14 protein-coding genes are annotated in these 21872 nt (G+C 66.9%); 6 read left to right on the forward strand and 8 right to left on the reverse strand.

Annotation, left to right across the window (positions count from 1 at the left end):
- Nucleotides 1-394: 394 nt before the first annotated feature.
- Nucleotides 395-6142, reverse strand: coding sequence for a putative adhesin (locus ACIQMX_RS32020; RefSeq protein ID WP_402483351.1), 5748 nt, complete (start codon nucleotides 6140-6142; stop codon nucleotides 395-397).
- A gap of 124 nt (nucleotides 6143-6266) precedes the next feature.
- On the opposite strand from ACIQMX_RS32020, the gene ACIQMX_RS32025 reads away from it, so the two are divergent.
- Nucleotides 6267-7115 carry an IS5 family transposase gene (locus ACIQMX_RS32025; protein WP_402483354.1) on the forward strand — a complete coding sequence of 283 codons (849 nt, stop codon included), beginning with the start codon at nucleotides 6267-6269 and terminating at the stop codon, nucleotides 7113-7115.
- Nucleotides 7112-7516, forward strand: coding sequence for a hypothetical protein (locus ACIQMX_RS32030; protein ID WP_402483356.1), 405 nt, complete (start codon nucleotides 7112-7114; stop codon nucleotides 7514-7516). The genes ACIQMX_RS32025 and ACIQMX_RS32030 overlap by 4 nt, the downstream gene beginning before the upstream one ends.
- A 469-nt stretch (nucleotides 7517-7985) precedes the next feature.
- Here the strand turns inward: ACIQMX_RS32030 and ACIQMX_RS32035 are convergent, their stop codons facing one another.
- The 5 genes from ACIQMX_RS32035 to ACIQMX_RS32055 all read right to left on the reverse strand — a co-directional run bounded on the left by ACIQMX_RS32035 (nucleotide 7986) and on the right by ACIQMX_RS32055 (nucleotide 13743).
- Nucleotides 7986-8873 carry an endonuclease NucS domain-containing protein gene (locus ACIQMX_RS32035; protein ID WP_402483607.1) on the reverse strand — a complete coding sequence of 296 codons (888 nt, stop codon included), beginning with the start codon at nucleotides 8871-8873 and terminating at the stop codon, nucleotides 7986-7988.
- Between the two features lie 68 nt (nucleotides 8874-8941).
- Complete coding sequence (locus ACIQMX_RS32040; RefSeq protein ID WP_385952573.1) at nucleotides 8942-9064, reverse strand: hypothetical protein; 123 nt, start codon at nucleotides 9062-9064, stop codon at nucleotides 8942-8944.
- A gap of 725 nt (nucleotides 9065-9789) precedes the next feature.
- On the reverse strand, nucleotides 9790-10899 hold the full coding sequence (locus ACIQMX_RS32045) for a CaiB/BaiF CoA transferase family protein (protein WP_402483359.1): 1110 nt from the start codon (nucleotides 10897-10899) through the stop codon (nucleotides 9790-9792).
- 44 nt (nucleotides 10900-10943) lie between these two features.
- A complete protein-coding gene (locus tag ACIQMX_RS32050) occupies nucleotides 10944-12140 on the reverse strand; it encodes an acyl-CoA dehydrogenase family protein (protein ID WP_402483362.1) in 1197 nt (398 codons plus the stop codon).
- A 28-nt stretch (nucleotides 12141-12168) separates the two neighbouring features.
- Nucleotides 12169-13743 carry a class I adenylate-forming enzyme family protein gene (locus ACIQMX_RS32055; protein ID WP_402483365.1) on the reverse strand — a complete coding sequence of 525 codons (1575 nt, stop codon included), beginning with the start codon at nucleotides 13741-13743 and terminating at the stop codon, nucleotides 12169-12171.
- Nucleotides 13744-13924: 181 nt separating this feature from the next.
- Between ACIQMX_RS32055 and ACIQMX_RS32060 the strand changes: the two genes are divergently transcribed.
- Nucleotides 13925-14521 (forward strand): TetR/AcrR family transcriptional regulator, encoded by a 597-nt coding sequence (locus tag ACIQMX_RS32060; protein WP_402483368.1) that lies wholly within the window; start codon nucleotides 13925-13927, stop codon nucleotides 14519-14521.
- Between the two features lie 20 nt (nucleotides 14522-14541).
- On the opposite strand, the gene ACIQMX_RS32065 is transcribed toward ACIQMX_RS32060, so the two are convergent.
- Entirely contained in the window at nucleotides 14542-15843 is a 1302-nt protein-coding gene (locus tag ACIQMX_RS32065) for an MFS transporter (RefSeq protein WP_402483371.1), read from the reverse strand.
- A gap of 855 nt (nucleotides 15844-16698) precedes the next feature.
- A complete protein-coding gene (locus ACIQMX_RS32070; RefSeq protein WP_402483374.1) occupies nucleotides 16699-18039 on the reverse strand; it encodes a DUF1254 domain-containing protein in 1341 nt (446 codons plus the stop codon).
- Nucleotides 18040-18555: 516 nt separating this feature from the next.
- Here ACIQMX_RS32070 and ACIQMX_RS32075 point away from each other — a divergent pair.
- The 3 genes from ACIQMX_RS32075 (at nucleotide 18556) to ACIQMX_RS32085 (ending at nucleotide 21657) form a co-directional block, all read left to right on the forward strand.
- Nucleotides 18556-19242: a DUF488 family protein gene (locus ACIQMX_RS32075; protein WP_402483377.1), complete on the forward strand. Its 687-nt coding sequence runs from the start codon at nucleotides 18556-18558 to the stop codon at nucleotides 19240-19242.
- Between the two features lie 89 nt (nucleotides 19243-19331).
- A complete protein-coding gene (locus ACIQMX_RS32080; protein WP_402483380.1) occupies nucleotides 19332-20150 on the forward strand; it encodes a hypothetical protein in 819 nt (272 codons plus the stop codon).
- Nucleotides 20151-20268: 118 nt separating this feature from the next.
- Nucleotides 20269-21657 carry a hypothetical protein gene (locus tag ACIQMX_RS32085; protein WP_402483383.1) on the forward strand — a complete coding sequence of 463 codons (1389 nt, stop codon included), beginning with the start codon at nucleotides 20269-20271 and terminating at the stop codon, nucleotides 21655-21657.
- The last annotated feature ends 215 nt before the right edge of the window (nucleotides 21658-21872 follow it).

Consider the following 21872-nt stretch of genomic DNA (forward strand, 5'->3'; position numbering starts at 1 on the left):
TGCACTCGGCCGAAGTGGAACGCCTGGTGGGCGGTAAGGCCTTACGCGGCAAGCGATCGGATGCTCCCGCATTTGGGCCGGCCCGGCGCCCCTTCCCACTGGAGAAGGAACCGGCATCATCCAGATGATGCCCCGATTGGCGAAGTTCCCGTATAGATCAAGTCACGCGAGAAGATCCGATACCTCTGCGCTACCGAGCGCCCAATTTCCATATTTCATAGATTTTGGCACTCCGCGATTTTGGAGGGCGCACGGTGTTAGGCGCGGCACCTCGCCACGCTTTCGGAACGCTCGCGTAGCGCAAGCCTTCCTCTGCTTTGCGATCTGTCGCGCCTAACACCGTAAGCCTGGGCACCCCCGGGCTCATTGCGCACTGCCGGGCCCAGTGTCTTCGTTACGGCCCCTTACGGCCGAGACAGGCCGCCCAGTGGCATGGCCCCATCCCTGGCTTCAGCAAATTGGATAGTGGCGTTGGCGAGGTCACTGTGGTTGATTTCGGGAGAACAGTAGTACGCGCGTCGGGAGGATACAATTGCAAGTTGCGCACCCTAACACCCGGACCGTAAACATTCGTAGGCGCAAGTGACGCGTCACCGAATTCTACGCGGAACCCAGTGTAATCATAGATTGCATGACCTTTTGGCCCGTATGTGGCAAGTGACGTACCTTCCGGGATTCTAGTCCAACCATTACGGAGCTTCCAACCGCCATGCCCTGCAAAGACCGTCTGCCCATCCGGACGACTGCTTCCGGCAACGACTCCAGGTGTTACATCGCAGTTGTGAACGAGGACCGGCGTGGCACCCGCGAGAACATAATATGCATGGATGTCTTGGATGGTGAGGTCGTGTGTGCGCTGTTGCTTGGTGAAGTGGCTGAGCGCAGTGATCTGAACATACGTTCCTGCGCTCGTCCTGAGCCATTGGCCGACCTGAAGATCGCCGGCTCGGATCCAGTCTTTGAGTTCAGGGACCCAGAAGGGGTGCGTGTCCGTGGCGATGATGCCGGCCGGACCATCATCGGTGGTGATTGTGATGTCGGTGAAGGCTTTGTCGTCTTCGGTGGTTATGGTGTCGACGACCTTCTTTTTGGCCGTCTTTCCGGTGGTCGTGTCAGTGGTTGTTACGGTGTCGCCGACCTTGACGTCTTCGATGGCCCGGTGGGTACCGTCGGCTAGGAGAACGCCAGTTCCGGGCAGGAAACTGTGGCAGAAGTACAGACTCTTGGGCATGAGACCAGCCATCACTACGGATCCGGCTGCTCCCCACACTGCTCCTTCTGCCATGTCGCCGAATTGCCCACCGGCACTGTGGTCTGCGTCATCGCTCACCCAGTTGTAGGCGAGTGCACCGGCGGCGCCGGCTACCGCTGCGCATCCCGCAGTTCCAATGAGGCTCGCGCCTCCCGTTATGGGGGCGCTGCTGATGGTGGTGGTGTAGCAGATCGCGCCGGCAGTGAATTCTGCGGCCATGGATGCCAGGGGGGCTTTGACTTCGTCCCAGGTCTTATTTAGTCCACACTTCGACCAGAAGCTGCAGTCGTCCCCGGAGTCCCCGGAGTCTCCGCTGCTCCCAGATGCAGTACCAGTGGTGCCTCCCCCTGTGCCGCCGGTTTCCTTGGTAATGGGCTGGCCGCTGTGTCCCTGCAACCCGTTGTCGGGGCAGGCGAGATCGAAGCCGCTTCCACAGGCCGTTCCTAGGCCGCTGGGGTCTGAGCTGGTGACGGGGCTGTTGGCCGCGTAGGCGTAGCCGTTGATTGTTTGGGGTTTGTCGAGTTCGAGGAGGGGGTCGACGCTGATGAATTGGCCGATGTTTGGGTCGTATTCGCGGGCGCCGACGTGGGTGAGGTTGGTGGTGGGGTCGATGTCTCCGCCGACGAAGCCTTTCTGGCCGGGCCAGAAGGCGGGTGCGGTGCCGCGGGGGCCTCCGTAGGGGAGGCTCTTGCGGCGGTTGGTGGTCAGTGTGGTGGCGCTGATGGAGAGTTGGTTGGTTCCGTGGTGGTCGGCGACGAGGATGCGGACTTTGCCATCGCTGCTGGTGCGTACCGCGGAGCCGCCGGGGACGGTGTAGTAGCGGGTGCCGGCCAGAGTTCCGGCGGCTTTGGTCAGGACGAGTTCTTGTCCGCCGGGCAGGTAGAGGGTGGTCGCGGTGGGGTCGCGGCGCAGGAGGCGGGTGCCCTCGGTGTCGTAGAGGAAGCTGGTGGTGGCGCTGGAGATGGTGGAGGTGGCGAGTTTGCCTTCGTCGTTCCAGGCCAGGGTCTGGGTGGCGCCGCCGGCGGGGGTTTTGGTCTTGAGGTTGCCGGTGGCGTCGTAGGTGTAGTTGTCGGTGCCGGTGGCTCCGCCGGTGGCGGTCACTGAGCGCAGGCCGTGGGCCTGGGCGGCGCCGGTGGTGGTGGGGTAGGTGTAGGTGCGGGTGGTGTCCGCGGTGACCGGGCCGGCCTTGTGCTGGGTCTCCTTGGCGCGTTGTCCGGTGTCGGTGAAGCTCCAGCTGGTCCAGTACGGGTCTACGGTGCCGAGTGAGGGGGTGCCGTTGGCCGGCTTGGTGACGCAGGCGTCTGCGGTGGTCCATGCCTCGGTCATCCGGCGGGCCCAGTCGTAGGTGAAGCACTGGTCGTCGGCGATGGTGCCGTCGTTCTGGTCGTCGCGGATGCGGGTGACGTTGCCGGCCGGGTCGTAGGTGTACTGGGTGTTGGACAGCGTGATCGGCCCGGTGGCCTCCCGGTCGATGATGGACTTGGTCAGCTGGCCGGTGACGGTGTCGTAGCTGTTGGTCTGGAATACCCGGGAGCCGCTGTTGCCCAGTTCCGCCTGGCCGAGTTCACCGAAGGGTGTGTAGGAGGCGCCGCGGAGATAGACCTGGGACAGGGTGCCGTCGACGATCGCGAGCTGGTCCTGGGAGCCGTAGTGGCTGGTGACGGTCTCCGCGGGGAGTGCGGTGGTGGCGTTGGTGTTGCCGGTGCTGTAGGCGGCTGTGGCTGCGAGGCCATTGGCCGGGGTGGCGGTGGTGGCGATGGTGTAGGTGCCGGCGAGCTTCTCCTCGCCGGTCACTGACGGGATCGTGACTTTGGTGCCGGTGGACTGCCCGGAGCTGTCGTAGCCGGTGACCGCTGTGGAGTAGGCAGCGCCCGCCGTGATGCTTGAGTCGTAGCGGGTCGAGCCGGCCGGCAGGCCCTTGCCGGCCGGTGCGGTGTCGTATGCCCATTCGGCCAGTTTGGTGCCGGTGACGGAGTCCTTGCGCAGGCTGGTCTTGCGGCCCAGGACGTCGTACGTGGTGGCCACGGTGGTGCCACGGGCATCGGTGGATGTCTGGAGGCGGCCATCGGTGCCGTAGGCGAGGGTGGTGGTGCCCTTGTCCGGATCGGTGGTCGTGGTCTGGCGGCCGCGCAGGTCGTAGGCGTAGGTCCAGGAGTTACGGCCCGACGGTTCGGTCACTTTGGCGAGCTGGCCAGCCGTGTCGTAACTGCGGGTGGTCTTCTCGTACTGGGTGGCCGCGGCGCTGACGACGGGGTTGCGGTCCTTGTACTCGCGATGCTCGGCCAGTCGGCCGCGGACATCGTTGATGTCCAGAGTGGCGACGCCCCCTGCGGGTGGCACGGTGGCGGTCCAGGAGTCGCCGTAGCTGGTGGTGGTGCGCCACTTCTCCACATTGAGAGCGAGCTGGATCGATGCCGTGGTGCGGCCGCGGCTGTCGTACTGGAGGAGGCTGGCCGCCGGAACCTGGTTGTCTGTCACTACGAACGGTGTGGTGGCGGCAGGCTTGTTGTTGTAATAGGCGGCGTTGGAGCGGTAGGCGCGGCCGTGGTCGTCGTAGAAGGTGTCGGTGATCACCCGGCCGATCACGCCGATCGCGTCGGACTGGGTCTGGCGCGTCCGCAGGAGGGAGTCGACCAGGGTGATGCTGGTGCCGAGGGTGCCGTCCTCGTACAGGGTCTTGCTGGTGACCGTGGAGGGGGCGGTGGAAGAAAGGGTGTAGGTAAAGGCGGCGTTCGGCGTGGTTGTGGTGTCCCGCCCGGTGCGCCAGCCCTTGATCAGGCGCCCGACGGCGTCGTACTGGCTGCTGGCAGTGCGTCCGTTGGCGTCCGTCGTCTTCAGCGTGAGTCCGCGCAGCCCGTCGAGGTCGGTGCTGGTGGAGTAGCTCTTGGCGTCAGTGACGGTGATCTTTGTGGGCTGTGCCCCGGTGGGGGGGTTGTAGGCGGTGGTGGTGGTTTGGCCGTCCTGGCCCTTGGCTGTGAGCGGGCGGCCGTAGGCATCGAACGTGGCCGACTGAAGGGTGGTTTCCCACACCAGGTTGTCGCTGGCGTCGCGCTTCCCGACCTGCTCGGTCTTGGTGATGTTGACCTGGCCAGCCTTCGGTGCGACGCCCAGGGCCTGGCTGTCGTAGTAGGTACGGGTGGAGGTGAGGACGGCTGTGTTGAGATAGCCCAGGTTGCATGGGCTGTGTTTCGTCGTGGTGACGGTCTCGGGGTAGCTGATCAGCCAGTCGGCGGTGTTCGGGGTCACGTAGGAGGTGCGGGTGCACTTCGTCTCGGCCTGACCGGCCCCGTCGTCGCTCTCGGAGAGCAGCAGCCCGTAGGTGGCGTCGTAGGTGCGGTTGGTGGTCAGGGTCCGCCAGTTGGTCCCGTCGTCCAGCAGCGTTGCGGCCGCCTCGGTCACGGTGCCGGAGAAGCGCGCGGTCTTCGCCGGCAGGCTCGGGCCCGCGACGCCGGGCTTGTCCGGGTCGGTAATCCCGGTCACCGCCTGGGTGGCGGTGGCTGCGGACTCCCACGGGGTGTAGGTGGTCTTGGCGACGATCTTGCCGCCAGTGCCATCCTTGTCATAGGTACGCGACTGAGCGACCCGTCCGGAGAAGTCCTCCCGGTCGGTGACGCCGTTGATCTTCGCGACGGAGCGGGCGGAGCCGTTGGCGAGGGTGTCGCCGGCCATGCCCAGGAAGTACGTGCTCTCGCTCTTGGTGCGGTTAGTGGTGCCGACGTAGGTACGCACGGTGCCGTAGCCGCGGAAGTCGGACCAGGTGCGCTGCTTGTCCAGGCTGAACTCGCCCGTGTCACGGCGCCAGTTAGGACCGTTCGCGTACTCATAGGTGGTGACCTTGGAGCCGGAGCCGGTGCCGAAGGTGGTGTCGTCCTCGACCACCTGGGTCACCACGTACTTGTGCCACCAGTCCTTGACCGGGTCGACCGCGCCCTCAGGTGTCCACCATGCGGGGTAGCAGCGCTTGGTGTTGGTGTCGGCTGTGGGCAGGGTGGTGGGGGTGCATTCGGCGGGGCTGTAGGTGACCAGGGTCTGGCCACCGGTCTCGTTGGTTATCTGCGTCAGGCGGCGCTTGAACAGCGGCGGGCGGCCCTCTGCAGCGTCCACCCGGTTGGCACGCGTTTCGCCGGTGAAGGTTGTCTTCGGCAGGAGGACATCAGCAAGGGCGCCGGCCTGCGCGGTGCGCTGGATGGAGTCCAGCCAGAGCGCGGGTGAGGAGGTGTCCCCCGTGTTGGGGAACGACTGGGTCAGGGCCCAGGTGTCCACCGCGGTCATGGTGGTGCCGAGCAGCGCGTAGGTTTTGATCGCGGTCAGGCGCTTCTTGGTCCAGAACGACGGACCAGACTGCAGGCACGTGCCGGTGGAGGCACAGTCCAGGTCGACAGGGGTGTCGGGCCAGTTGGTGGCGTGGTCCGCGTCAAAGCTGCAGTCGGTCAGGCAGCGGTCCGTCGACGCGAAGGTGATCCGTGCGGCCGGGTTGGCTGTGCTGTAAACAGCACCGGCGCGCAGCCCGTAGTCGATCTTGGTGAGGTACCCGCCGCGGGTGTAGGGCTTGGGAGCGTCGGTTTTGCTGTTCTGCGCGTAGTAGCCGGCTTCCTTGGTGTAGTACATGGCCATCGCGTTGCCGTGCGGGTCCACGACATAGTCGAGGTTCCAGCGCCAGCCCTGCGTCTCGGCTGAGGACGCGAAGTCCGTACCGTGGCCGGGCTCACCCGTGTGGTTGCCGTAAACGGGGACGGTGAACACGGAGTTCGTCTCGGCCTTGCCGGACGTCCAGCCGGGCAGCTGGTTCTTGCCGAACCAGTACTGGGTCCCGTCCTGCGTGGTGACCTTCCAGTACTCGAAGTCATCGTCGCCGGAGTTGTTGTCGGAGCTGTCGTAGATCCGCTCCACCCTGGAGCCGTCGTCGCTCTTAGAGGGCGGTTCGTGACTCTTTGAGTGCTTCTGTCGTCGCCTGATGGTGTGGGTGCGGGCGGAATCCGCTGGTCCGTAGCCGGTGGTCTGTTGAGGTGACGGGGTGAGTGAACGTAAGCCGTACCCAAGTGACTTATCGGATGGGCAGTGGGCTCTGATCGAGCCGGTGATCACCGCATGGAAGGACCGGCACCGCTCGGTCAGCGGCCACCAGGGCGCCTACGCGATGCGGGAGATCGTGAACTCGATCCTCTATCAGGGCCGGACGGGCTGCCAGTGGGCCTACCTGCCGCACGATCTTCCGCCGAAGAGCGCGACGTACTACTACTTCGCCGCCTGGCGGGACGACGGGACTGACCAGGTCATCCATGAACTCCTGCGCTGCCAGGTCCGTGAACGGGCCCGTCGATTAGAGGACCCGACCCTGGTGGTGCTGGACACGCAGAGTGTCCACGCATCCGCCGGGGTCCCCGCCTCCACGACCGGCCGGGACCCGGCCAAGAAGGTGCCGGGCCGCAAGCGGGGACTGGCCGTCGACGTGCTCGGGCTGGTCATCGCCGCTGTCGTCCTCGCCGCGAACACGCACGACAACGCCGCGGGCATCGCCCTGCTGGACCAGGTTGCCGAGAACACCGGAGGCACCGTCGAGAAGGCTCTGGTCGATCAGGGCTTCAAGAACGCCGTGGTCGCCCACGGTGCCTCGCTCGGGATCGACGTGGAGATCGTCGAACGCAACCCGCAGGACCGGGGGTTCGTCCCGCAGCCGAAGCGGTGGAGGGTCGAGCAGACCTACGGGATCCTGATATCGCACCGGCGTCTGGTCCGCGACTACGAGCACCGTCCGGCCTCCTCCGCGTCCCGAGTCTACTGGGCGATGACCCAGGTCATGGCCCGCCGGCTCACCGGCATGAACACTCCCACCTGGCGCGCCCCGCAGGCGGTGACCGCGTGAACATCCAGCCCCTGTTCGACGCGCTCGGCATCCAGGAGAACGCCGCCCGGGCCCTGGCCGACGACCTCCGCACGCAGATCACGGAACTGCAGGCCCGGCTCCAAGAGACCGAGACCCACCTCGAGCACCTGGCCATCACCTGGAAGACCGTCACCGCCCTGGGCGAACGGCTCCCCGCCCAGACCGGCTCGTCCGACCTGCCCGAGCACCCGGACTACCCCCGCATCCTCGCCGTCTTCAATGAGGCCACCGGCCCCCTCCGGGCCCGCGATGTCTGCGAAGCCCTCGACCACGAACTGCTGCCGAAGAACATCGAGGGCACCCGCGCCAAGCTGAAACGCCTGGTCAAGCTCGATGTCCTCACCGAGATCGACGCCGGCAGCTTCACCAGGAAGCAGTAGCCGACCGAACACCCTGACCAGCGGCCCTGCCCCAGCCTCACCCGGAAATAGACATCAACTCACGAACCGCCCTCTGATCGGTAAGGGAGGCATCGTCCTCATCAATCAGGGTGTCAGCTGGGACGGCCGACAAACCGAACCCTCGCCCTCCCGATTGGCGAAACAGATCGATACCGACCACCCCTACTACCGGCGTAGTAGCGAAGAACCAGAAGCGCCCATCGCGGTGCCGGACCCTGCCAACACCTGACGCGTTGGCAGGCAAGTTGATACCGCCGTCGCCCGCAACCAGTCCGGCAACAGGAGCACGGCAATATAGCGGCGGATCCCCGGTTACCGAAACCGGGGATCCGCCGAATACTTATAGCTCCACCGCCACTCTCCATCCGTCGTGTCGAAAGGCAACACCACGACAGCACCCCACAACGCCGGATCCCGGCGACGCACGACTGCGCCGAACGCCGGACCGCTATGCCGCGGCGTAGCTGAGGCGGAACAGATCCTGGGCACGCTCCAGATCCCGCTCCGAACGCAGCTGCAACTCCAAATCACCCGTGCCATGGTGGCCAAGCCCCGTCACGTCCCGGGTGAAACCTGGAACGAGGTCGACCTCCTTCGGGTCGGCCTTGAGGTAGACGAGGAGCTTGGTCTGCTGCGGCGGGATGAGGCACGCAAAGTTCCGCAGCCGCTGGTAGGCCGCGTACTGCTTGCGCTGGATCCGGGTGACGCCGCCCCCGAGTCCAAGCAGCGCCCCGTCGACCGCCTCGGCCAGCTCCGCCATTGCCCCATCCTGCTTCCGGGTCAGCGGCAGCCTGGCCGCGCGCCGGCGAGACCGTCTGGAAACCGCCGCCTGCCCGGTGACAGAAGCCACCGTCTCCAGGCCGATGTGGGCGTCGCCGAAGTACCGGTAGCGGACCAGGTCGATGCTGCGCCGGTGCTCGCGCACCGCATGTGCGTCGTAGCGGGTGAAGTCGCCGGCGACGCAGATCAGCCGTGGCGCGCTCCACAGGACCTGGGAGGCGGCCGCGGCCCCGAATCGGTCGCGGACCAGGCTCCGGAAAGCGTCCTTGTGGACCATGAGCCACGCCATGTAGTAGAGGCCCTGGTTGATCACCCCTACGTCAGTGCCCCGCTTGTACTCAACAATGACGGGTGCACCGTTCTCATCGAGCCCCAGCGAATCGATGCGTCCGCCATCCACGCAGTCGATGACGTACTCGCTCGCCAGGAACCGCACGCCCAGCATCGTGTCCATGTGCGCCTCGATGAGGGCCTGCACCTCTGCCTCAACCTCAGCAAGATGCGGCATTACCTCGATTAGGCCACCTTTCGTGTTGAACAGCTTCAGCCCCACCACTCCCCCTTCACGACCACGATGCCAGACGGCAACGTCGCGGACCGCAGGGTTATTTCCGAGGGCGCCGGTCACGCGGCTGCCCTGGTCTCGGTTAAGGGGGCATTCCCGGTGATCTTGGCTCGCTTGACAGCCACGACCTCGGGATCGGCCGGGCCGTTGGCCTGGTCGAACTCGGCGATCAGGTCGTTCAAGCTGTCGCGCTCGATCTGGCGCTGTGCGGCCCTTTCCAGGTACGCAGATACGCCACGCCTACCGACCACGAATAGCCTGCAGGGTTCTGACGATGGGGGAGACGGCGATCCTGCTGGTGGGGCCGCCGCCGGGGAAGAAATCCGTGTCGCCTTCAGCCATTGGATGAGTGTGGCATTCCCAGGTGCAGGGCGAGGGCGCCTGCCCAAGTCCGCCCCGCGGCTCTCTGTCAGTACGCGAAAGCCGCCTCCGTGCCCGAAGCCATCCGGGCTCGGAGGCGGCTTTCACGCGTCTGACGACCTGTCACGTTTTGGGGCCGACGTGCGTCAGACGTGCGTCAGACGTGCGTCACGTGCGTCGCTCATGCGTCAAGATATCGCCCGTAACGCCCACAGCGCACATAATGCACACGCGGCAAAACCGCAGGTCAGGCGCCCTTTGCGGCAGGCTCAAGGATCGCGACGCACTCAACATGATGGGTCATCGCGAAACATGTACAACAGAAGCACGTGCAAGAAACCGCAGGTCAGAGCCCCGTGCGGAAAATTCGGCGAGAATCAACCATGTGGGTTGCGGGCGCTGCGGGCGATACGTGCGCAGCGCTGACGCACGGATGGATGAAGGCTCAGCTCAGCGTGCCACCCCAGGTCTCCAGTACCTCCAACCTCGCGACCCCGTCGACGGGTATGGGTGTCGCGGCCCTCTTGGGTGCGCGCTGCAGTCGGCGCTATTCAGTGATGAGTTCCCGCGTGTGTTCGCCGAGTGCGGGGGCCGGGGCGCGGAAGGTGTCGAGGCCGGCGCCGAAGGTGACAGGGAAGCGGGCCTGGGGTGGCGTGTCGGGCCCGCCGGGTTGGGTGAAGAGTTCGCGGGCGACGGCGTGTGGGTCGGCCAGGAGCTCGGTGGGGTGGGTGACGACCGGCGCCCAGGGTGCTCCGATCGCCGTCAGGCGCTCTTGCCACCAGTCGTAGTCGCGTGCGGCAAACACTTTGGTGAGCAGCGCATTGACCTCGTCCTTCGCCGCCGTGCGGACCGCACGGCGGTCGTAGGCGTCTGTGTCCAGCTCGGGGAACAGCGGTCCGAACTCGGTGCGCAGTTCGCGCCAGAACTTGTCCTCGAAGGTGGCCAGCGAGAGGGTGCGGCCGTCGGCGGTGGTGAACAGGGCGTTGTCGCCCTGGACCAGCCCAGCGGTGAGCGGGTCCTCGGTGTCGAGCTGCTGGAAGGCGAACAGGGAGCACCATGCGGTGATCGAGTCGCTCAGGGAGACGTCGATGTGCTGGCCCTCGTCGCCGGCGAGGGCGGCCGTGAGGGCGAGAGCGGCGTGCATGGCGCCAACCATGTCGCCGACGCGTACCCCGGGACGAATGATCTCACCGCTGAGGTCTCCTGGTACACCGAAGAAGCCGGACAGGCCGAGGAAGTTGAGCTCGTGGCCGGGTTTGTCGGCGTACGGGCCGCTCTGGCCGTAGCCGGTGAGGGAGCACAGGACCAGGCGCGGGTTGACCGCGTGCAGGGAGTCGAATCCGAGGCCGAGGCTGTCGAGGACGCCCGGGCGGTGGCTCTCGACGACGGCGTCGGCGGTGCGGGCCAGGCGCAGGAACGCGTCCCGGCCGCTCTCGGTGCGCAGGTCGAGTGCGACGGAGCGCTTGTTCCGGTTGAGGGCGTCGAACAGTGCGGGGGCGACACGGAGCGGGTCGCCCCCGGCCGGGCTCTCGATCTTGATCACGTCGGCGCCGAGGTCGGCGAGGAGCGAGGTGGCGTACGGGCCGGGGAGCAGGCGGGAGAGGTCGAGAATGCGTTTGCCGGCGAGGGCGGACCAGGTCGGGGGCGATGCGGTCATGGCGTGCGGGCCTTTCAGGATGCGGATGCCGGGGTGAACGGGGCTCAGGCACCGGCCGCGAGCATCTTGGCGATGCCGTTGCGCTGGATCTCGGACGTGCCGGTCAGGACACGGAACATACGGACCTTTCGGAACATGAACTCGACCTCGTTGCCCTGGGTGAGCCCCTCCTTGCCGTGGATCTGCACGGCCTCGTCGAGGATGCGGAAGCAGGACTCGGCGACGAACAGCTTGCACATGAAGGCTTCCGTACGGACGTCCCGGCCCTCGTCGAGCGCCTTGAGTGCCGCGTACGTCATGGACCGGGCGGCGTAGAAGTCGGTGGCCATGCCGGCGAGCTTGTGCTGGATGGCTTGCAGCGAGATGAGGGGGCGGCCGCCGGCGACCTTGCGGGTGCGGGCGCGCTGGAGTGTCAGGTCGAGGGCGCGGCGGGTGAGGCCGAGGATGGTGGGGCAGTGCAGCAGCCGGTTGGTGGTGACGCGGCCCAGTGCGATGCGCATGCCGTCGCCCTCGGCGCCCATGAGGTTGGCGGCCGGGACGTAGCAGTCGTCCAGGACGATGTCGCTCTCGATGTGTTCGCCGGACATCGGGGTCACTCCGTCCTCGACTCGGCAGCCGGGGCTGTCGAGGTCGACGAGGAAGGCCGAGAAGGACGGCTTGTCGCCTTCCGCCTCTCCGGTGCCGGCCATGCGCGCGACGACGATCGCGAAGTCGGCGAAGGGGCCGGCGGAGGAGAACACCTTGTGTCCGGTCAGCCGGTAGCCGTCGCCGTCGGGTACGGCGACCGTCCGCATGGAGCGGACGTCGGAGCCGGCGTCGGTCTCGGTGAGGGAGAAGCAGCATGCCCGCTCGCCGCGGATCAGCGGCAGCAGGTAGGTGTCCAGCTGATGCTGGGTGGCGTGCTTGAGGATGTCGCCGGCGCGCAGGGGGCCGCCCATGTCGCCGAGCACGCTGTGCGACAGGACGCGTCCGCTCGCTCCGAGTTCCTCCTTGAGGGCGGCGAGCTGCGAGAAGGTCAGGTCCTGGCCGCCGTGTTCCTTGGGCAGGTGGATGCCGTAGAAGCCGAGTTCGATGCTGCGGCGCCAGACCGGTTCCAGGTCGGCGCGGGTCAGGCGGCTGCTGTCGGTCAGGCCGTGCTCACGTTCGTAGTCGGCAAGCTCGCCGCCGAGGTAGTCACGCAGCCGGCCGACGAGTTCGGCGGTCCGGGGATCGTCGTAGGAGGGGTGCAGGGAGAAGGTCACAGGAACTCCAGAAGTCGGTGGAGCGAGGTCAGTTGACGCGGCGGGCGGTACCGCCCCAGAACGGCTCACGCACGGCCTTGCGGTCGACCTTGCCGTTGCGGTTGGTGGGCAGCGCGGCCACGAAGTCGACCGAGCGCGGCTTCTTGAAGCGGTCCAGTCGCTCGGCGCAGAAGTCGATCAGCTGCTCCGCGGTGACGTCCTGGCCGGCGTGTGTCACGACGACCGCCTTGACGGCCTCGCCCCACTTCTCGTCGGGCACGCCGACGACGCAGGTCTCCTGGACGGCGGGGTGCTCGTAGAGGGCGGCCTCGACCTCGGTGCAGTAGATGTTGAAGCCGCCGGAGATGATCATGTCCTTCTTGCGGTCGACGAGGAAGAGGTAGCCGTCCTCACGCATCCACCCGAGGTCGCCGGTGAGCACCCAGCCGTCGCGGAAGGCTTCCGCTGACAGCTCAGGCGCCTTCCAGTACCCGCCCACGCAGTCCGGTCCTCGTACGACGAGTTCACCGATCTCGCCGGGGGCCAGTTCCTGGCCCTTCTCGTCGACGATGCGGATCTCGGTGTCGAAGACCGCACGGCCGCAGGACTGCAGCAGCTCGGGGTCCTCGCGCACCCCGCGTGCGACGTCCCTGCTGGACAGGCTGGCGATGATGCTGGTCGTCTCGCCGAGCCCGTATCCCTGGGCAACGACCGGGCCGAAGAACTCAACCGCGTCGCGCAGCCTCTGGGGGGAGATGGGGGCGCCGCCGACCCGCAGGTTTGTCAGCGACGACACGTCGTGGTCGGCCGCGCCCGGGTGGGCGAGCAGCGTGTTGAGCATGGCGGGGACCAGGAACGTTGCGGTGATCCGCTCCTTCTCCACTGTCTCGAAGAAGGTCTGCGGGTTCCAGGCGGGCAGGATGTGCGTGGTGGCGCCGCTGAACACGCAGGCGAGCAGGGGCATTCCTGTGGCGTGGGTGATGGGGCCGCAGGCCAGGTAGCGGGTGCCGGGCCGGGGTCGGGACTCCTCGACCATCAACTGCTTGCGCATGTTGGCCAAGCGGTTGCCGACCGTCTGCACGGCGGCCTTGAGGGATCCGGTGGAGCCGGAGGTGAAGTTGAGGACACAGGGCTGGTCCTGGTCGACCTCTACGCGGACCGGCACCCCGGCCCCCTCGCCTCCCTCGGCCAACAGATCCTCGTAGCTGATCTCGCCCGGTCCCGTGGCCTGCGGCTCGTCGAGCGCGACGGGGATGCAGTCCGTACCGGCGGCGGCTATGGCCGCGAGGGCGTCCTCGCGGTGCGCGGCGTCGTACACCAGGACGCGTACCGGGGCGTAACGCAGGATGTGTTCGATCTCGCCGCGTCCGAGGCGCGCGTTGATGGGGGCGCGCGTCAGCCCGGCCTTGTACAGGGCGAATTCGACCTCGACCAGTTCACCGCGGTTCCAGGCCAGGGAGGCCACGGCGTCGCCGGGGCACAGGCCGCGCGAGACGAGGGCGGAGGCGAGGCGGTTCGTCGACCGTTCCAGTTCGGGGTAGCTCCAACGGCGGTCCTGGCAGACGAGGGCAGGAGCCTCGGGCCAGTAACGGGCGCTGCGCGTCAGGTAGATGCCCAGATTCACAGGGGTTTCACTCCAGCCAGCTCGGGGAGGGGACGGCGTCGGGTGAGTGCGTGGCGTCGGCGACCTCGATCACAATCCATCCACGCGGACCAGTTACAGACAGACTGTTCATTAACGTGTTCGCTGTCAAGATCTCATAGACTGATGCGCACGGAACCGCGGGAGTCGAGGAGGGGCAGGCATGGCCGAGGACAGGCGCACGAGACGCTCACGCCGGCTGCTGGGCGGCGCACTGGTGGAGCTCGTGCTGGAGCGCGGTTTCGCCGCGCTCACCGTGGAGGACATCACCGAGCGCGCGGACGTGGCCCGGGCGACGTTCTACGCCCACTTCCGCAGCAAGGAGGAGCTGTTCGCGCGGGTGACCACCGACCTGCTCGACGAGCTGGTGACACGGCTGACCCACACCATCGCCGGCAGCAGCACCGGATTCACCGGCAAGCCGGTCCTGGAAATGCTCCGCCACGCCCGCGAGGAACGTGACCTGTACCGGATCGTGCTGCGGGGGGAGGGCGACGGCAAACCGCTGCAGATGTTCACCGACACCTGTGCGCGCATCACCGCCGACGAGTTCCGGGCGCGGGCCGAGCGCAACGACGTGAAGCCTCGCATCGACCCCGAACTGTTGGCCCGCGTCTGGGTGGGCGAGCAGACCGCGGTGCTGCGCTGGTGGGCCGAGCAGGACTCGCCGTCCCTGCCCGCCGAGGAGGTCGTGCGCATGCTGCTCGACCTGGCCCTGCACGGACGCTACTGGGCCACCGGGTTCGAGGCGCCGGCCTGAGAGCCGGCGCCGTCACCGCCTCAGTGCGCCGTTGCCTGCGTCGGCGCGGGAGCGGCCGGGGTGAGCCCGAGACGTCGCGCGTCCCGCTCGGGCCGAACGGTCACCATCGCGAAGATCCCGCACACCAGCATCACCGCCCCCGACGCGAGGAAGGCATGCAGGTACCCGGCGCTGCGCGAGGACGCCGCATCCAGGAAGTGCCCGGTCAGATACGGCGCGATCAGGATCGGCAGCGTTCCCGTGCCCGCGACGATGCCGAACACCGCGCCACGCTGTGACGGCGGCACCACCGCGGCCGCCGTCACGTAGTGCAGCGGGAAGACCAGGGCGAAGACGCTGAACGCCACCGCGACCAGGACCAGCGTCGCTCCCCGCGCATCGACGAGCGGGACGGCCGCCATGGCCAGACCCGCCACGGTGACCGCCGCCCCCTGCAGCGCACCGCTCGACCAACGCATCGACACCCCGCGCCGGTTCAGCGCGTCCACCACCGGTGACACGGCCAGCAGCAGCACGAAGCCGAGGCCCGCCACCACGCTGATCATCGTCGCCGCCCGGCCAGGCGCCATCCCCAACTCCGTACGCAGGTACGTCGGCAGCCACGCCTGACTGAGGGCGTTGGCCCAAGAACCGCCGAACGCACCCACCATGCTGCCGAGCATCGTGCCCGTCGTCAGAAGCTTGCGGTACGGCAACCTGCCGGTCTCCGCCCGCACCCCCGCCTCCGGCCGAGGAGCGGGATCGCCCTGTGCGTCGCGCTCGGGCACCGTGCTCTGGTCGTAGGGTCCGTCGTGCCCCAGCTTCCACCACACCAGGCTCCACACCACACTCGTCACCGCGAGCGCGGCGAAGGCCGAGCGCCAGCCGAAGCCCGTGATCAGCCCAGTCAGCACCGGCGCCGCGATCAACGTCCCGAGCGCCGCACCACTGATCTGCAGCGCCGACGGCAGCCCGCGACGCCCCTCGGGGAACCACTTGTACAGGGCGTGCATCGACATAGGCGTCGCGGGCCCTTCGGCCGCCCCCAACAGCACCCGCCCGGCCACCAGTGCCGGAACCGAGGCGACCAGCAGCACCGGCACCTGCGCCACGGCCCACAGCAAGGCCATCACGAACAGCATGACCCTGCTCGAGATCCGCGAGGAGAAGAACCCCGCGAGAAACCCCGACAGGCTGAACAGTACGGCGAACGAACTCGCTATCAGCCCGTACGCGCTGTTGCTCAGCTGCAGCTCATCCATGATCGGCACGGCGGCCAGCCCCAGCACTGCCTTGTCCGCGTAATTGATCAGCATGAACGTCACGATCAGCGCGGCGATCAACCAGGCACGACGTCGAGTGCCCGCCTCGTCCGGTGGTGGCACCCTCGCACCCTTCGGTGGTGAGACCTGGGGGGGCTGTGGCATGGGCATGGGGCTCTCCTGCGGCTCGAGGGCAAAGCGAAGGCGATACGGGAGGCGACCTGGTGGAATCACGACAGCACCCGGGTCGACCGGCGTCGACCCACAGGCTGAACGAATTCATACAGGTAGTCCAATAAAAAGTGACCCGTTCAGAAAGCTAAACGGAGTTCGCCACTGGGTCAACGGCCTGACGACCGCGACTGTCGGTCCCTGCCCGATGAGCTCTGGAGCGGTCCGCAGACAGCGGTGGGGCATCGAGGTCCGGATTCGTCCGTCCGGGTCGCACGGTTGACGACGGGGAGATCTCGGGCCGGTGGTCGCTCCGGAAGCGCCCACATGCCGGTTCCGCGGGATCGGCATGCCCGACCGGCCTGTTGCACCGCAGGGCGCGACGTCGACGATGCGCCGACGTCGATGGTGACCGCTTCCCGGCCTCGCCCCGCCAACCGTGGCGCTCACCCAGGGGGATGCCGCGGAGTCCGGCTCGGTGTGCGCCCTCGTCCTCCAGACCCCCCAGGAGTTCGACCGTACGCGGATCCATCAAGCAGTTGTTCACTGCCAGGGAAGGCAGGTGCCGGGAGCCCCGCACGGTCTCCCGGCACCTGATGTCCGCGATGTCGCGGCCACAGCGTCATGACGGGGCGCACGCCGCCGGTGACCGGGGCGACAACGTTCGAGTTCGCCCCTGTGCGGCGACTCGCGCGGTCCCGCCGCCGCAATATCCACGCAGACCGAGAGAGGTGCCTGGTACCGAGCCGTCCCGCGGATGCCGTGCTACGGCGTCGGTCGGCCGACGCGGGTGATGGACGGCAAGGGCCAGGTCCCGTCGAAGGCGGCTTCGGTCGGCTGGTACAGGCGCAGGATGAGGTAGAAGGGTTCGGCCGGTGCCGGCAGCCAGTTGGCAGTGCCGGCGGCAGGCCGCGCATGCTGGATGACGATGTCGAGGGTGCCGTCGGAGCCGTGGACGAGACCGGAAGTGTCGGATCCGATCTTGTACCGGTCCAACTCGTTCTCGACCAGCATCTTGTCGGCGGCACGGTAAAGGGTGAGGGACCAGAAGGCGTCGACCGGCGGACTGCCCGCGAAGCGCACGCGGTAGGCATGCTCGCCGGTGAGGGGGCGGCCGTGGTCGTCGGTGAAACCACCGGGATACACGGCTTCCCGCTCGCCGTTCCCACCCAGGTAAGGGCCCGCGACCACGGCACGGCGGGGGTAGTCGAATCCGAACGCGTCCATGCCCGGGACCCAGGTCCAGCCGTTGCGGTTCTGCGCGGTGGAGGCAAATCCGGCTTGAGCGGCGGCGGGGCCGTCGTTGAGTGCTCTGACCAGGGCGTGGCGCTGGCGGTCGGTAAGCCGGTCCGGCTGGAAGCCGTCGGTGGTCAGGCCGATGCGCTCGTACTGGGCGACCAGGGCGGCATCGGCGGGGTAGATGGGGTTCTCCCGCATGGCAGCGCCGAGGTGCGTGAAAAAGCCCAACTCGTCGCCCTCGATGTCCGGGAGTGCCGGCAAGCGGGTCTCGGGTGTCGACGCGGCATCGAGGGTGAACCGCTTCTGCAGGTCGTGGACAAGCATGAGGTCCTCGCCATCACGCACGTGGAACCGGCCCCACAACCAGACCCGCCCGGTGGTCACGTCCAGGCGGACCGCATCGGACGGCACATCGCCCGTCCAGTGCGGAGGCACGATCACGTACCGCCCCGGCTTCGTGCCGGTGGTGCGGCGTCCGATGTAGTGCTGCAGCTCTTGGTACATGTTGAACACGTTCACCACGTAGTAGCGGTCGCCGACGTCGGGAACCGTGAACACGCAGGGCCGATCCAGATCCACGACGGCGCTCATGTAGAGCGTGTCGTAGTTGGCCGTGGGCATGTCGCGCGAGGCCGGTGTCGCCAGACGGGTGGCCCACCCGATCCGGTTGAGCGGTGCGCGGTAACTCGAAGCCGGCAGCGGCTCGGGAACGTCTGTGTATTCACGGCAGACACGCTCCATCCGCACGAGCGGGTAGCCCCAAAGGAACGCGGAAAGACCGAGGTGGTAGGCGTCGCACTCCAAGCCGTCGGCGATCAGCTCCGGAGTCATCACCGATTCCAGTAGCGGATCGGATGTACGGGACATCTCGGCTTCCTTCCGGACAGGCTTCCGTCATGACTGGCGGCCCGCGCCGCTACGGGCGGATATCGGCCCACCGGGCGCCCCATGCAAATCCGGTGCGTTCGGGTCTCGGCGCCGTCGCTCGAACGCGCCTAGATGACCGATTCACCAATGGGACTATAAATACATATACCACCCTCCCTGCAGAGAGTCGTCTGACGCGGCTGCAGCCGACTTTCCGCTGCCACGGGTGTCAATGCCGAGTTCCTCCACGACAGCGTGCTGACCGGCTTCCGCGACCATCTCGCCGACGGCACCACGCTGGCGGACTTAACGTCCGGTCAAAGAGCGGCTCCGCGAAGACCTCGGTCGACTGCTCTTCCCGCCACGCCGATTTGCGCAGCCCTGCCTTCCGCGCGCGGACACGAGCAGCCAGGTTGAAGCCACCTCGACCTGCCGTATCCGCTCACGCGAACGACATGCGCCGCCCGGAGCGGGCAACTAGCTTTGTGATTCCGGCGGAAGTTAGGATCCCGGTCCATGGCCGAACACCCCTTAGCTCCTCCCCCACGGACACCGAACCGGATGCTGGCCGCAAGCGTCCGGGCACTGCGTGAGGAACGCGCTTGGACTCCTGAACGCCTGGCGAAGGAAGCCGGCATTCAGCTCGCGACTGTGAAACGGCTGGAAGGCGGGGGGCCAATTCAGCCAGGTTTCTTCACTGTCGGCGCTCTCGCCGACGCCCTCGATGTTTCGCTCGACGACCTATTCCACCAGGCCCAGGCGGCAGATCCCGGGCTGTGGTCCGCCGGATATGAGGGCCGCGACATCGAGTCCTTCGTCGCTTCCTTGCTTGATGCCCAGATCAGCATGGTTGCCGACGTACGCCTAACGCCGATCAGCCGCAAGGCCGGCTTCAGTAAGACCCGCCTCTCCCATGCGCTCGACGAGGCCGGCGTCACCTACATCCACCTACGCAACCTGGGGAATCCGAAAGACAACCGGGCCCCGTTCTGGGAGGGGCGGATCAGCGAGGGCCGCGCGCGTTTCCGCAGCCTGCTGCGCTCCGACGCGGCCCAGGCCGACCTCGATGAACTCGCAGATCACGCAGCTCAGAAGCGGGTCGCCGTGCTGTGCTTCGAGAAGGACCAGCTGCGCTGTCACCGCCACGTCGTCCTGGAGACGCTGCGCAAGCGCACGTCACTACCCGTCAGCCCCTTGGCCTGACTTCAACTCCCCGACGCGGCGGCACTCTTGCGCGTACCAACCGCCTCGTTTCCAATCTGGTCCAGACGCGGTGGACCTGGGGGTGGGGTATGGCAGGAGCGTGGGAACGCGCGCGAATACTGATCACGGTCAAGACGTATCCGGAGCTGTCCACGAAGTACCGCGAGACCAGCTGCGTGGCCGGCATACGCCTCGACCGGGGCGCGCCCGAGCACGTCCGCCTCTTCCCTGTGCCCTTCCGGCTCCTTGAGCAGGAGAGCCAGTTCGCCAAGTATGCGATCGTCGAAGTCGACGTGCGCCGCCACCACCAGGACCGCCGGCCCGAGAGCTTGCGGCCGAACCCGGACACCCTCAAGGTCATCGACAGGATCGGTACGGACGACGGCTGGCGCGAGCGCTACTCGATCCTCCGACCGCTGATCGCCCCGTCGCTGTGCGCCATCAAGCGCGACCAGGAAAAGCACGGCACGTCCCTCGGCCTGTTCCGCCCAGCGGTGCACACCGTCGACTTCCGCCTCGAGCCCGCCAAGCCCTGGCCTGTTCCCAAGGCCGCCCTGGCCGATCAGATGGACCTCCTCGACCAGGACCTGCGCCAACTGGAATGGGTGCCACTGGAGTTCCGCTACCGCTTCCGCTGCGCCGACGCCGACTGCACCGGTCACGACATGGCCCTCAGGGACTGGGAGGCCGGCGAGTCCTACCGCAAGTTCCTGCGCCAGTACGGGCAGCAGGGTGTGGAGGACAAGCTGCGGGAGCGCTGGTTCACCCGGATGTTCGCCCCCGATCACGTTGTCCACTGCTTCGTCGGCAACCTGGCCAAGCGACCCAAGACGTTCATGCTGCTCGGCCTGTTCTATCCGCGCCGCGACATCGTCGAGCACTACCAGGAAGAACTGTTCTCGCTGTAAACAGCCCTTGCGGCACGTCTCATTCGAACGAAGATCCTCCCATGCTCCCCGGAATTCCTGCGGAAGCGACGGGCATTGCCTCTGGGGCAGCATGCCCGGGGAACCGCGGGAGGACGACATGCACGGGGACCTCAACGAGCGGCAGCAGACCGTGCTCGACTGGGTGGGCCAGGGGTGTCCCGACGGAGTCTGGCCGGACAGCACGTTCAAGGTCAGCGCTCAGGCACTGCAGAACCGCGGACTCATCAAAATCACCAAACGCCGCGGGCATTGGAGTGCCAACCTCACCGACAAAGGGCGGCAGCATCTCACCGAGCGCGGCATCTGCCCAGTCGAGCAGAACACTGCACCACCCGCACAGCCCAGCCGCAAACCGGCACCGCCACGCCCCAAGACCGCACCCAGGGCCCGTACGAACTACACAGACCAACTCCTCGAAGACCTGGCCGCGAACGACGGCTGCCTCATCAAGCCCATCGAAACCGGCCCACACGCAGTGAATTGGACATCACGGGTGAACACCGCCCGCAAGTCCGGCAAGATCCCGCGCACACAAGAGCTCTACGCATACCGCACCCATCGCGGCTACGAAATCAAACTCGTCGACATCCCCGCCTGGCGCCTCACCGAACTCACCCCGCTTCCCGTTCCGGCCAGACTCACCAAACCCCACTCCCTCGTGGCCGCCCTCCAACAACGACCACAGCCCATGGGGCTCACCAAACCCATCCAAGGCCGAGCACTACGCATCATCCAGGCCCTCATCATCGCCACCGAACCACAAGGCCATAAGGCAGCACTCGGAACCACGCAAGGCGCTCCCCCACCCCGCCGTCGCCGCAGCGCACCACCGCACTTCACCATCACCGCCCAAGGCGAAAGCGTCGGATTCCTCGTCCTTCAAGAACAGGACCGCAGCGAACACATCCCCACCGACAAGGAACTCGCCGACGCCAAGAAGCACTCATGGATGCGCATCGCCCGCTTCGACTACACCCCCTCAAACCGCCTGCGCTTCATCCTCCGCGGCGGCAGCCCGCACCGTGCGAGCGAATGGGCCGATGTCCCCGACCGGCCACTAGAAGACCAACTCGCCGAAATCGCACAAGAAGTCGACCTCCGCGGCAAAGCCGCAGAACACAAACGCCTTGCAGACCAGCAGGCCAGGGAAGCCCAGCAGAGGCGCTGGGAAACCGCCATGGAGGAAGCGCGCACCGCATACGCCCATGCCTATCGCGTCAAACACCTCGGAGAACAGGCAGACGCCTGGCACCAGTCCAAGCGCCTGACCGAATACGTCACAGCGGTACGCGACCACGCCACATCGCTGCCACCCGGACAGGAAAGGACAGAGATCGAGGCGTGGCTCGCCTTCGCGGACGCCCGGCTCCAGCACCTCACCGAGTCCGCCGCAGCGCCGAAGCTGCCCTCCCCACCCAAGCCCAGCGGCGACGACCTCAAGCCTTTCCTCGGCCACTGGAGCCCTTACGGGCCCCGTTCCTACTGAGCCTCAGATCAGGCCATATCGAGCACGGCTTCACCAAGAGGCGGTAAAGAGGGAGCCCCCTCAAGCCGTACTCGCCACACCGTCACCTGCAGAAACGGGCATCTGGCACCTCATCAGAACGTGCGTCAAACGTGCGTCAGAAGGGCCCACCGTGCGTCGAATATGCGTCAAGATATCGCCCGTAACGCCCACAGCGCACATAATGCACACTCGGC

Source organism: Streptomyces sp. NPDC091416 (assembly GCF_044756845.1).
GTDB lineage: Bacteria > Actinomycetota > Actinomycetes > Streptomycetales > Streptomycetaceae > Streptomyces.